This is a genomic window from Nostoc sp. C96 (genome assembly GCF_059384975.1).
Genome location: NZ_JBXUHI010000002.1, coordinates 226,518 through 240,452 on the forward strand (window position 1 = coordinate 226,518; position 13,935 = coordinate 240,452).

Sequence of the window (13,935 nt, forward strand, 5' to 3'; positions counted from 1 at the left end):
GCTGTTAAGTGTGATTATTGAATTACAATCTTTTCTTTTTTTACCAAGATACGCATTAGGAGTTGTTATGTTCACAAAAATCCACATCCTGCATATTCGCAAGATGTTTATTTTGTGCATTCTGCTGTGTATTAGTAGCTCTAATCCAGCACTAGCTGCAAGTGTTCTGCGACTTAGTATTAATCCTAGTGCAGCTAGGCATAGTATTAGCCCATATATCTATGGTATCAATGGTTATGGTCTGAGCGATCGCCAATTTAACGCACTCAATCAGGCAATCAAGCCATCAGTTAGTCGTTGGGGTGGCAATACTACAACCCGCTACAACTGGGAGAATGGTTTTTATAATACAGGCAAAGACTACTATTATGAAAATATCCCGTCTGCTAACAGCGATCACTTTGTGCAACGCAACCAGAAAGCCGGGATTCAATCATTAATCACTGTTCCCCTCATCGGCTGGGTTGCTAAAGCCAAAACTGGCCCAAACCCACTAGATCATCCTTTCAACTGTGGCTTTAAAGTCAGTATCTATGGTCAGCAACAATCAACCGACCAATACGATCCTGATTGTGGTAATGGCATTCGCTCTGACGGTTCCCCAATTACTGGCAATAACCCAACCGATACCAGCATTGCGATTCAACCTGATTTTGTGCGCCGTTGGGTAGCCCATCTAGTTGGGAAGTTTGGCAACTCTTCAGCTGGTGGTGTTCGTTTTTATGGACTCGATAATGAACCAGGTCTTTGGCGAGAAACGCACCGCGATGTCTTTCCTAACTATTTAAGCTATCAAGAACTACTCAAACGCAATATTAATTATGCTGCTGCTATTCGGCAATCCGATCCAAGCGCGAAAATTTTAGGGCCTGTACAGGATGGTTGGACACGCTACTTCTACTCATCCTATATTAATTATCCTGATACTACTGCTGAAGCTGACCGCAAAAAGCATGATAGTAAGGCATTTGTGGCTTGGTATCTGGAGCAACTCTATGCCCATGATCAGCGAACAGACCAGCGTACTATTGATTATTTTGACCTGCATTATTATCCACAGGCAAAAGGTGTTGCACTTTCACCAGTTGGCAATAGTGCAACCCAAGCACTCCGGCTGCGTAGTACCCGTTCTCTATGGGATGACAGCTATGTTGATGAAAGCTGGATCAAGGAGACTGAAAAAGGCAATACTGCTGTGCAACTAATCCCGCGTATGCGTAATTGGGTTAATCAACATTACCCTGGCTTAAAGTTAGCAATTTCTGAGTACAATTGGGGTGCGCTTGACACTATGAATGGAGCTTTAGCCCAAGCTGATGTACTAGGAATTTTTGGGCGTGAGGATGTAGGTTTAGCAACCCTTTGGGAACCTCCAACTGCCGACCAAGCAGGAGCATTTGCCTTTCGGATGTACCGCAACTACGATGGCAAAGGTAGTAAATTTGGTGATACTAGTATTTCCGCCACTAGTACAGATCAGGAGCAGCTTGCCATCTATGCTGCCCAACGCAGTCAAGATGGTGTCCTCACTCTCATGATTATGAATAAATCTAATACTGCGCTCTCAGCCCAGATCAATCTTGGTAGTTTTAAAGCAGGGAAAAATGCTCAATATTACAATTATAGTCCTGCCAATCTCCGTTCAATTGTCAAACAAGCGGATCTGTCTATCAGTAATGGTGCAATCAATAGTAAATTTGCCGCACAATCAATCAATTTATTGATTATTCCTGGTTCTAATGCTCGTTAAAAATACATCTAGTAATTAAGGTTCGCTACAAAAAAACTATGACAAATTTTAACTATTATAAATTAGGAGGAAGTCTAGGATATCAAGATCCAACTTATGTAGTACGGCAGGCTGATGCTGACCTTTATGAAGGATTGATCAACGGTAATTTATGTTATGTTTTCAATTCTCGTCAGATGGGAAAATCTAGCTTGTGTGTACACATCATGAAACAGCTGCAAGAGCAAGGAGTGAAATGTGCTGTCATTGATGTGACAGGCATTGGCAGTCATGTCACTCCTTCGCAATGGTACAACGGACTTGTTGATAGATTGTTACGACATTTTAATTTATCAAAAAAAATAAATTCTGGAGCATGGTGGCTAGAATATGAATCTCTCCCACCAAATCAACGATTAATGCGGTTAATTGATGATGTATTATTAACAGAATTTTCCGGAAAAATTATAATTTTTCTTGATGAAATTGATAGTATTCTAGGAATAGATTTTAAAGATGATTTTTTTGCTTTTATTCGCTCTTGTTATAACCAAAGAGCAGATAATCCAGAATATCATCGTCTGACTTTTTGTTTATTGGGTGTGACGACTCCCTCCGATTTAGTTTCTGATCAAAATCGCACTCCTTTTAATGTTGGAAATGCTATTGAGTTAACGGGGTTTAAATTAGCAGAATTAGGAGCTTTAATCAAAGGTTTAGAAGGAAGAGTTGCTAGACCAGAAGTAATCATTGAAGAAGTATTAAAGTGGACTGGAGGACAGCCATTTTTAACGCAAAAACTTTGCCAAATAATTTGTATTTCTGAAGATACATTTCCAGCCCATCATGAAGTAGAATGCGTTGAAAAGTTGGTACAAACGCAAATCCTCGAAAATTGGGAAGCACAAGATGAACCAGAACATTTACGCACAATTCGCAAGAATATTTTAGAAAAATGGAAAAATCAAACAGGGCGATTATTAGGATTATATCAGCAAATATTAATCCAGGGTGAAATCCCCGCAGATAATAGTCCTGAACAAACTCAACTACGTCTGACTGGGTTAATTGTTAGGCAACAGGGAAAACTGCGAGTTTATAATCGCATCTATGCAGAGATATTTAATCAAGCATGGGTTGAAAAAGAATTGGCAAATATTCGCCCATACGCTGAAAGTTTAAATGCGTGGGTAGCGTCCAATTTTCAAAATGAGTTGTATTTATTACGGGGAAAAAATTTACAAAATGCTCGGATTTGGGCAGCAGATAAAGGTTTAAGTGATTTAGATAGAAGATTTTTAGATGCTGGTCAAGAATTAGAAAAGCGAGAAATTCAGAAAAGGTTACAAATAGAAGCTGAAGAATCTAGAATTTTGGCACAAGCGAACGAAGTTTTAGTTGTAGCCAATCAAAAATCAAAACGATGGATTCAAGTGGGTGGAAGAGTATTAGCGATCGCACTAATTACAGCCATAGTTACAGGAATTTGGGCAAATATAACGAGCAAAGAAATACAATTGGAGAGAATAAAATCTTTGGCCATTTATTCCAATGCTTCATTAAATTTAAATAAAGAACTTGATGCTTTAATCGCCGCTCTCAAAGCAGCTATTCCATTGCAATCATCAAATTCATCTGATGCGAACACAAAAGAATCCATCAGATTAGCATTACAACGTGCAGTTTATGATATTCAAGAAAAAAATCGTTTAGACGGGCATAATAACGCAGTTACAAGTGTCAACTTTAGTCCAGATGGTCGATACATTGTTACTGCTAGTGAAGATAGCACAGTGAGACTTTGGAGTATTGATGGCAGAGAAATCAGAAAATTTCTTGTGCCAAATCAGCTTTTTAAAAAGGCGATTTTTAGTCCAGATAGTAAGATGATTGCCGCCATTAGTGCAAATAATACCATTAAAATTTGGGATGTAGATGGACGAGAAATTTTTACTATAAAAGGTCAAGACAAAGAACAGTACATAAGCAGTATTTGTTTTACCTCTGATGGTAAGTTCATTGCTGCTCCTAGCCAAGATAATACAGTCAAACTTTGGAACATTCAAGGACAAGAAATTAATACTTTTACAGGCTATCAAGATTATGTTTGGAGTATCAGTTGTAGCCCAGATAATAAAACTATTGCCACATCTGATCGAAGCGGGTTCATCAAAATTTGGAGTATTAATGGACGAGAAATTAAAACTTTTAGAGCAGGTGAAAATTCTATTTTTGATGTTCGTTTTAGCCCAGATGGTAAAATCATGGCAACTGCGGGAGGAGATACCACTGTTAGACTGTGGAACTTAGATGGAAAAGAAATTAAAACCCTGGGCAAACATGAAAATTTTGCTATAAGCGTGAGTTTTAGTCCTGATGGTAAAACTATCGCTTCTGCTAGTGCCGATAAAACAGTTAAATTGTGGAGCATTAATGGGCAAGAACTCAAAACCCTCAGAGGTCATAACTATTATGTCTCTAGTGCTAGTTTTAGTCCTGATGGTAAAACGGTTGCTTCTGCTAGTGCTGACAATACAGTTAAACTATGGAATATTAGCCATATAGAACCCAAAACTTTTATTGGTCATAATGATTCTCTTTGGGGTGTGAGTTTTAGTCCTGATGGTAAAACTATAGCCTCTGCCGGATATGATAAGACTATTAAATTATGGAATATTGATGGTCAAGAACTGAAATCAATAACAACAGATAACAGTAGTGAATGGAATGCGATTTGGAGTCTGAATTTCAGTCCTGATGGCAAAATAATTGCTACTGCTAATAATGACAAAACAATCAAACTTTGGAATTTAGATGGTCAAAATATTAAAACATTTACAGGGCATACTCAAGAAGTTAAAGATGTAAACTTTAGTCCTGATGGTCAAACCCTGGTGAGTGCTAGTTATGATGGTACAGTTAAATTGTGGGATATTAATGGTCAAGAACTCAAAACTTTAAATGCAAATGCAGGTAAACTTTTGAGTGTAAATTTTAGCCCCAATGGTCAGACAATTGTTTCTGGTCATAATGATGGCACAGTCAGGCTGTGGAATTTGCAAGGACGAAACTTCAAAACTTTTAAAGCACATGATAGTTATATTACAGATGTTCATTTTAGCCCTGATGGTCAAATCATTGCATCTGCAAGTCAAGATAAAACTATCAAACTCTGGAGTTTAGACGGAAAAGAAATTAGAACTCTAAAAGCTCATAATGCTGGAGTTACTAGATTTAGCTTTAGTCCAGATAGTAAAATCATCGCTTCTGCTAGTGCGGATGGTACAGTTAGGCTTTGGCGAGTAAAAGATGGGCTAGAACTCAAAACCATTGAAGGACGTGGTTATCCCATTTGGAGTATCGGTTTCAGTCCAGATGGCAAAAAAATTGTTTCTGGTAGTGATGATGGACTTGTGGAAGTTTGGAATGTGGAGACTTTAGATTTTGACCAGCTAATTGATAGGGGCTGCAACTGGTTAGATGATTATTTGAGGAACAATCCTACCCTAAGTGAAAACGATAGAGATACTTGTAAACAAAAATATAGAACTTAGTTATAAATAAATCATTACTAAAGAGATTACTACTAATTCAAAGAATATTTGCATCTTTTAGGAAAGAAACTGTCCGATTAAGGCGGCTAATGGCGGACACTTTCTCTTCAATCTACTTTGCTCACGGTGGTTGCTTACCAGCTGATTAGTACTGATTGGTCAACTGGAGAATTTACAGAAGTAGTTTGTCCTCACAATTAATTGCCTTACGTAAATTTCAACATTATTACTGATGTGGCATTTTACTTTGCCCATAGAAGCTAGAGGAGTGAAGATTGATTACTCATCAGTAGGTATGGAAAGTCAACTCAGTAAGGGTGTAAGAGACAGCGAACTTGTGGAAAAAGATAGTAAAACACAAATAATTAAATATCAGTATGCTATCGATTCAAATGATAAGACTATAAATGTTGAGAATTTATCTGCAAATTCAGAAGTTAGAAAAGAAGTTTTTAGATGTTTATCATGTAACAATATTCTTATACCTGTTTTAGGGCAGAAAAAAAGAAAACACTTTCGCCACAAATTAGACGTTCAGCTTAATTGTTCTCCTGAAACTTATCTGCATAAATTAGCTAAACTTAAATTTTATGAAGTATATAGTAATTGTATTAAGTACAACCAACCTTTCTGGGTAGAATTTGAAGTATCTCAGATGTGTGATTATTATCAAGTAGATTTTTTAAAAACCTGTAATTTTAATAAAGGTAAACAGAAGTTTAATTTAGTTGAATACTTTAAGAATATTGAATTAGAGCAAAGAGAAGGGTCTTTTATCCCTGATTTACTATTGACAAGTGCTAAAGCAGATAAAATTTTTATTGAAGTGGCTGTAACACATGAAGTTAGTTTTGAAAAAATTAAGTCCCAACATCGTATTATTGAAATAAGTATTGCTCAGGAAAGTGATATAGAAGTTATCAATAATCAATATTTATTAGAAAGTGAAAAAATTAAATTTATCAATTTCAAAAGAAAACAAATTAAAAATCATTGCCGTGGTACTTGTATAGAGGGAATTCAGCCGTATGCTAAATGTCCTGCCCTATATAATTTTTTTACTATTTATCCCAATGGTAAAAGTGCAATTATTCAAGAAACTTTAGAATGGTTGCAAGAAAAAATTGAAACTAAATCTTTCATATATCATGAATTAGTTGAAGTTTATAATATTGATAACAGAAGGAATAAAGTTTTTTTAAGAAAGATAGTAGAAGCTTATTTTAATAAACTTTCGGTTAGAAATTGCTATCTTTGCCGTTATCATGGCTCAAATTTTCGTAATTATGATGATAATCCAATTTTTTGCAAATTTTTAAAAAAGACTTGTAATTCAAATGAGGCTGCTAACTGCCAATTTTATAGAGCAGATCCAAAATCTTTTCCGACGTTTGATTCTTGATAATTTAATTTCCTAAAAATAACATTATCAAACTAATAAAATGTTTATGTTTGATTGTCAAACTTTAACTGCTTTTAGCAGTTCTTCAAACAAGGGGTCGCCAAAACTTATCAATCGTATAGAAGGCATTTCATCAAAAACATTAGGGTAAAAAGTGACCGTGTAATTCTGCCTTTTATAACTCAGTTGCCAAGTTCCCTCAGTCCTTCTCTCAAACTGCACACCATTGGCTTTTAGAATTGCTGAAGATGTAAACAACTGTTCAATTGTTTCTGGCGTAAAGGGAGCAGCAGAGATGGGTTTTTGAATTTCCGCTAGATCAGCGTCCAAATCCATTACTACCATTTCCTCAATAGCTAGACGCGACGGTGGGGTATTTAACACAGAATCGAATTCAGACATTAAAACATCTTCTTCCTCTGGATCTGCGCTCATCGCTGCTTGTTCAATAAACGTAGGAACTTGGGCTAAAATCGGCTGGAGATTACCAACAACAGTGGCAAAGGCATTGATGCGATCGCGCAATTTTTTATAAACTTTCGCTTCTACCGTGCCATCATAGTAAAAATTGTGGATTCGCACAGTAGAATACCTTTGTCCAATCCGGTCAATTCTGCCAATGCGCTGTTCGACTCGCATAGGATTCCACGGCATATCATAATTAATCAACACCCCGCAATTTTGTAAATTCAAACCCTCGGAAGCAGATTCAGTACACAGGAGAATTTTGATTTCATCTTGGCGGAATCGGCGTTTAATTTCTTCTTTAGGAACTAGATACCACTCCCCATTCTGGTACAGTTCCCCACCGCGACCAGAGTAGCAAGCTACTTGACTACCATATAACTCTTGCAAAGTATCCCGTAGATAGTCCATTGTATCGGTGTACTGGGTGAAAACAATAGCACTTTCCCGTTCGGTTAATTCTTGACGCAAAATCTGAATAAAGCGAGAAAGCTTAGTATCTTCCCCAGTGTTTTCAAACTGGCGGAGTAAATCTTCAAGATATTGAATTTCCTGGGGGTCTACTGGTTCAAAAAAAGATTCCAGCCCCGCAATTATGGCATCATCTTCATTATCCACATCCACCAAATCATCATCACTTAAAACACTTCCTTGTTGAGTTAATAAGTAGTCCAAACGGCGTTGCAGAGATGACTTAATGGCATAAAATGAACTGGTTAGACGCTTGCGGTAAAGCGTCATCAAAAAACCTAAACAAGAACGTTTATCTTTTTGGGCCAGTCGATAAAAATGACGTACATAATCGCTGACAGCTATATAAAGTGGTATTTCCCGTTGTGATTCCAGGGTGATGGCGTTATCCTGCACCACTCTAGTAGGAATATCCCTTTCTAAAAGTCCCCGGCGGTAGTATTGTCGTAAAGTGTCGCGGGTGTGGCGGAACATCAAATCTTTCAATGGCGTGTTCACCGTCAAGTATTGGCGTGAGGTTTCAATAAAGTCTTCATCTGCCAACAGTTGTTTGTGATTGGAGATTTTCTGCCCCCTCTGCCAAGTATCTTGCATTTTGTAAGCGAGGATGCGATCGCTCTTAGTCAAAAACTGCTCTAACCTAGAGCAAGGCTGTCCACCACGCCGAAAATAGTCACTGGACATTACTTGCCAAAAAGTCATGACTTCCTGCTTGACAGCACCTTGTAGCGAAGCGAAATAATTGCAGAAGTTATCGCCGTAACTCCAATGTCCTTGCAATCCCAGCAGGTTTAACAAATCAAAAACTTCTATGGCATCAATTTGCATAGGAGTTGCTGAGAGGAGAACAAGAGATTTGGTCTTCTCCTTCATCTGTGCCATTAACTCTAACAGACGGTTGGGCGTTTCCTTGCGGTCTTGGGGACTTTTACGCCTTGCGTGGTGTGCTTCATCTAACACAACTAAATCCCAAGGTTCTGCTTCTAGTAGCTGGCGCATTCTCTCAGTTCTCCGCACCAAATGAGAAGAAGCAAGGATTAAAACTTGAGTATTCCAAGGATTAGCTGCTGCCGGAATAGTGCGCTTGTAAGGGTCTTTAAATTCTGTAGATGTATAACTCCAAAAATGCAAATTGAATTTTTCTCGCAGTTCTTCTTGCCACTGGGGTTGAACACTAGCAGGTGCTAAAACTAGTACCCGCTTCACTTTTTGGGATACCAACAGATAGCGCAGAATTAAACCAGTCTCTATGGTCTTACCTAAACCAACTTCGTCAGCAATGAGAAAACTTTGGGGAAAATTTTGAGCAACGCGACGCAGAATTTTAATTTGGTGTGGCCAAGGTTGAATAGGAATTGATTTTAAACAAAAATCCAAGCAACCGGGATGTTCATGAATATTAGCAAGTTGAGTAAATGCTAATCGTTCTTTTTCTTTATCTTCTGTAGAGATAGTTGATGGTTCTGGTTTGAGTTCTGGTTCTTTTTCTGGTTGTACTTCGTATTCAGTTAATTCTGTTTTTGTCAGAGGTCTAGAGTCAAATTCCGCCTGAACATTCCAACTAGGTTTAGTAGCAGGAGCGTAACGTAACAGCTTTTTTTGTACCGCTTCTGGAACATCAAAAACTCGTACATTAGGCGATACGTCATACCAAAGTTGCTCAAATCTAGCTACTTCTTCTTCAACTCTATCTAGTTCCCTTCCTCCTTCCCAAGAACAGTAAACATGGAAAGATTCTACATTTCCTTCCCAGCCACTAATAGATTCGTTATTGGAACCATTAAATGCTAATTTATCGCCTTTACTATCAGTAAAGATGCCCACTTTCTCGTGAAATATATGCTGTGGATCTAATTGTTGTGTACTGTCTTCTGGTAGCCCATTTTCTTTTAGAGGAATAGCAATTTTAATATCAAGATATTGATTTTGGATTAACCAGCTAAGAATTTCAAAATGTTTAAGTTGGGTAAGGTTTTCTGGTGGTTTTAAATCTGCGTCTAGTCGAGATAGCAATGCGTCTCTCAGTTCGTATCCCTGTTGAATTGCTTGTAAATCCTGGGGCTAAATTGACAGCCCATGATTAGGCGCATTCTCCCATTATTATGTAGCATTGCACCTAATCCACGAGCAACTTTACTCAAGATAGCACTGCTGAAGAAACCTGCTTTGCGATCGTATTGGATGGCTGATTCTAAAGCAGGAATGTAAAAGTCAGCAATTGTATTGTGAGTATTACTGGAGTAGCTGATTTTCCAACTATAGTCGCGTAATAACTTAATCATATTTTAGTTTGCTACATCCAGTTATAAATACTAACCATCAAATTGTAAATTTAAACTCATTTGTCCCCCTTCATTTAAGGGTAACTCAGTCTGTACATAAGAGACTTTTGCTTTAATTTCATCCATTGCTAACCATAAATCTGACAAAGCTTTCTCTTCAGAGATGCGTTTCTTTTCATCTTTGATTCGGGGAATAACTTTCAAAGCCACTTCAAATGTCCGCATGAATAAATCATTGCTGACTAAGCCTGTGTTTTTCAAAAATCTGCGTACTGGTTCTGTATTACCTTCTTCTTGGTAAAGGGTAATAATTGCGTGCAGTCCATCTACTAAATATCTGGCGGAAAATTCAGTATCGATGACGGAGAAGGCGCGTTTTTTCAGGCGTTGTTCTGGGGTGAGTAATTTACAGGAACCGCTTCCAGAATCAAGTAATTTATGTTTTTTTACTAAATCGGAGACATCAAAACCGCCGACTGCTAAAGCGAGTTGTCTAGCTTCATCGAAGGGGAATTCTCGCGCTTCAAAGGTATCCCATGCTAGCAGATACCATTGGGTTAAGGGATCGATACCGTTGAAGTCTTTACCTTCTAATAAATTTTGTAGTCGATACTCAACAATTGCTTGGCGTACTTCTTCAAATGCAGCTTTGGGTTCAACTGGGTTTCCTGCACTGTCGAGGATGGAACTGTAGCGGGTAAATACGCTTAAAGCACAACCGAAAGCAGTTAAGCACAAGTCAATACCGGGAGGTTTAATACGGCGGTGAGGATCTGCGACTCTATCAGCTGCGGGGCGGGTATCTGCGGTGAGGGATTGTTCAATTTCTGGTGCTTTTTCAAAGACAATATTTCGCACGTCAATACGCACGTCATCCCACCAAGCTTGTCCGGCGTTAGGGTCGCGTTTACGGCATACTAAAAGCACGGTGCTGGAAACTGCGTTTTTCTGTGCTTGGTGTAAGTTTTGCGGATTTTCGGTGCTGACTGCCCAAGATGCGGTAATCTCAAAACCAGCATCTATGAGAGATTTTGCTAAGACATCCCACGCGCCGGAGTCTTTGTGATTGAATTGTACTGTCATTACGCCGTCGTCGCGGAGGACGCGGTGATATTCGGCGAACGCCATCGCCATTTTTGCTTCATAGTCTTGATTAGCTAGTTTTTCGGGGTTATCTCCCATGTTGCGGAAGCGGGAAGGGTTGGCGACAGCTTCTCGTTCTTTGTCGGTAAGTTCTAGGTAGAATAATTCGGGGGAGATATCGCCAAGGATGCGTTTTTGCCAGACGTAGAAAAAGTCTGAAAGTTCAGCGTATTGAATTGTAGCGTAATAAGGTGGATCTGTTATAACTGCATCAACAGAGTTATCAGAAATGTGAATCAAATTGTCAGCTGAAGCTGATTCGATTTGGATTCTTTTGAGATTAAGGTTTTCAGAATTTTGAATTATTGTTGATGATGAATGAGTTGCTAATAAAAAGCACAAGTTTGCATAATCTGAAATAGTGCTATAGCATCTATTCCAAAGTCTTGGAATACCTTCTTCTCCATAATTCCACATCATATTCAATGCGTGCTGTGAAGAAGATTCATAATTAGTTTTTAACCTAGAACTCCAATGCGTTAACCTGCTATTGATCATCAACACAACGGTCAAAAACTAAAGTTAAGTAATTTATGATTGCTGTAGCTGTATCTAGTTCATAATTTTCTAAAATTATTAATTTTGCTTCGTTAATTACTTCCATATAAGTGATTAGAGTAACAAGTTGACGTGAATTAAAGTATTGAGATGATTCTTTAATTCCATATTTATATACTCTATTAGCTTCACAAGGAAATATTCCTGTATTATCACCTGCTTCATGAGGTATTAAATTCAATGATTCAAGTTTTTCATAATTATTTTTTAAATAAATATCTATTTTTTTTAAACCATCAAAATCAACTTGTTCAGGTATTCTAAATGAAAGATTACTTTTATGTTTTTTGTACGCTATGGCGTAAAGCTGGTGTCCTAATCCATTTAATTGAGCTTGTGACTTAATTACATCATCATCAATGATGTTTTCACAATTTGGGCATTTACCTACTCCTTTACTGATAGTAACTGTGTTATTTGGATCGTACTCTCTCCATTATCAGTTTGAATGGTTGTACCTTTCCCTTCTTTCCCTATAACTAAATCAAAATCGACTCTTTTTTCTCTATGATTTAAGGAATAGGCTTTACAGCACATAATTTTCCTTGTTTTTCTGAGGATGGTGATTTATCGTAACCACCAATTTGGACTTAAACGGAATAACAGATTCACAATTTGGACAAACAACTGTATGCGCCCATAAATAATTCTGCACAGTTTCCCCAGGTAAAGAAGGGAAAAATTCAGCTAATCTTTTCTCTCCGCTTCATCCCCTACCCACTTCACCCATTTATTAATATCTTGCTGCAAATCTGGCGAAACTTTAGCGGATATTCCATCGCCGCCTTCATCGTCACCACCGCCACAGGGTTTAAATCAGAAGCCAGCACATTTAACCCATATCTCGCCGCCTCAAATGGGATACTTCCACCACCTGCAAACGCATCTAAAACCGTAGGTGTTCTAGTTCCCCAAACTTTTTCACAATAATCCTGCACCTTCTTAATTTGCACAGAATTAGGCGGTGTTTTATATAGCTTTACCTCCTTCCCCGGTACTAACCCCAGCAAATACTCAAACTCTTCCATCGTGATATCTGCTGGTAATAAAGAAGCCAACACACTAGCGCGACTAAATGATAATGGCTTACGCGAATACCAGCGATGTAATCCTTTAACTGGATCCCCCCCATGTTCAAAATTAACTTGCTCATTTAATACCTGCACAGGCATTCTTTCTTCTATGAACAGGTGGGGACGTTTGGGGGTAGGGTTAGTCATGTAGATGCAGATATCTTGGAATTGATTGTTATTGTGTAAGGTAAGTACCTTATTTGTCAATTTTTTGACTTAATTCAGTAGATGTGAGTAGCCAGTGCGTATACTAATGTGCTTTGACCCATTTTGTATCCTAATTTTTGCAAGATATAGTTCAAAGTCGCCATGATATGCTTCAACCCTATATTATTAATAATTAAAGTAACATTAGTGAAATGAATTATACGATTGAATTGCTATGTTATTAGAATCTTCAATATCTATTTCCAAATATTTTTCTTTAATAAACTTAATTAATTTTTTAAAAGCATTTTCTGTAACATCAATTGCATTATGAAAATTAGAATGATCTATATCCCATTGTTCATATATATTTATGGAGCATGAATAATGAGGGGGAGTAAATTTATATCCATTTCCTCCAATTATAGGAACGCAGTGTTCTTCGCCGTAGCTTAATATTGTATCCCAAGAAGTATAAAAATCGATAATTAATTCTTGCAGTTCTTGGTCATATAAATGAAAATAACTTGAGTTTACAATTGCCTTGAAATTTTCCCAAAAGTAAAATATATTTCCATTAACTATATCAATTTTTGCATTGTCTAAAAAACTATCTATTATGTACGTATTAATTTGATTGAAAAGTCTTTTAACTACATTAATATCACGCTCTCTACAAAGCTTTTCCCTTTCTTCTAAGTTAGGATTATTAACTCTTAATTCCTCTTTAGAAGACAAGCTGGCTTTTATCGCAACATAAAATATGTCTTGTAAATTTATTAAAATTTGTTTTGTATTAACATTACCATCAAAATTATATTGACTTATTCTATGCCCACGAATATCAAAAGGAAGGTCTTCTATTTTACCATAATGATTATTGTGAACTAAAATAATTTTACTCCATCCTAGCCGATGAATAGCATAACCAAGTTCAATTAGAACATTTGGATTAGGCGTTTTTCTAAATGAGTTTTGGTTTGCATTTATAAATGTAATATCACAAACAAACACTGTACATTCGTCAATTTTGTTGAAAATCGCTTGTTCTATGTTAGGAGAACCAGGAAGTCCATCTGTAGCTGTATCAATTCTAAGACCGATTTCTTGT

At 37.3% G+C, this 13,935-nt stretch carries 4 protein-coding genes and 2 pseudogenes; 3 read left to right on the forward strand and 3 right to left on the reverse strand.

Annotated features, from left to right (window positions below):
• Positions 1–67 precede the first annotated feature (67 nt).
• The 3 genes from AC504W_RS29530 (at position 68) to AC504W_RS29540 (ending at position 6,685) form a co-directional block, all read left to right on the forward strand.
• The gene (locus tag AC504W_RS29530; protein WP_494879849.1) at positions 68–1,750 is read left to right on the forward strand and encodes a glycoside hydrolase family 44 protein; all 1,683 of its coding nucleotides are present in this window, start codon (positions 68–70) and stop codon (positions 1,748–1,750) included.
• Between the two features lie 38 nt (positions 1,751–1,788).
• Positions 1,789–5,283: a WD40 domain-containing protein gene (locus AC504W_RS29535; RefSeq protein WP_494879847.1), complete on the forward strand. Its 3,495-nt coding sequence runs from the start codon at positions 1,789–1,791 to the stop codon at positions 5,281–5,283.
• Between the two features lie 232 nt (positions 5,284–5,515).
• A complete protein-coding gene (locus AC504W_RS29540; RefSeq protein ID WP_494879845.1) occupies positions 5,516–6,685 on the forward strand; it encodes a competence protein CoiA family protein in 1,170 nt (389 codons plus the stop codon).
• Positions 6,686–6,742: 57 nt separating this feature from the next.
• On the opposite strand, the pseudogene AC504W_RS29545 reads toward AC504W_RS29540, so the two are convergent.
• The 3 genes and pseudogenes from AC504W_RS29545 to AC504W_RS29555 form a co-directional block, all read right to left on the reverse strand.
• Positions 6,743–9,903 (reverse strand): annotated as a pseudogene (locus tag AC504W_RS29545) (helicase-related protein).
• 30 nt (positions 9,904–9,933) lie between these two features.
• Positions 9,934–12,824 (reverse strand): annotated as a pseudogene (locus AC504W_RS29550) (DUF1156 domain-containing protein).
• 204 nt (positions 12,825–13,028) lie between these two features.
• Positions 13,029–13,935: hypothetical protein (locus tag AC504W_RS29555; protein WP_494879922.1), on the reverse strand; the 907-nt coding region annotated here is incomplete at its 5' end.

Excerpts from the sequence above, each read along its gene's own strand:
- AC504W_RS29530 (WP_494879849.1), top strand. The coding sequence starts at position 68 with ATGTTCACAAAAATCCACATCCTGCATATTCGCAAGATGTTTATTTTG.
- AC504W_RS29535 (WP_494879847.1), top strand. The coding sequence starts at position 1,789 with ATGACAAATTTTAACTATTATAAATTAGGAGGAAGTCTAGGATATCAA.
- AC504W_RS29540 (WP_494879845.1), top strand. The coding sequence starts at position 5,516 with ATGTGGCATTTTACTTTGCCCATAGAAGCTAGAGGAGTGAAGATTGAT.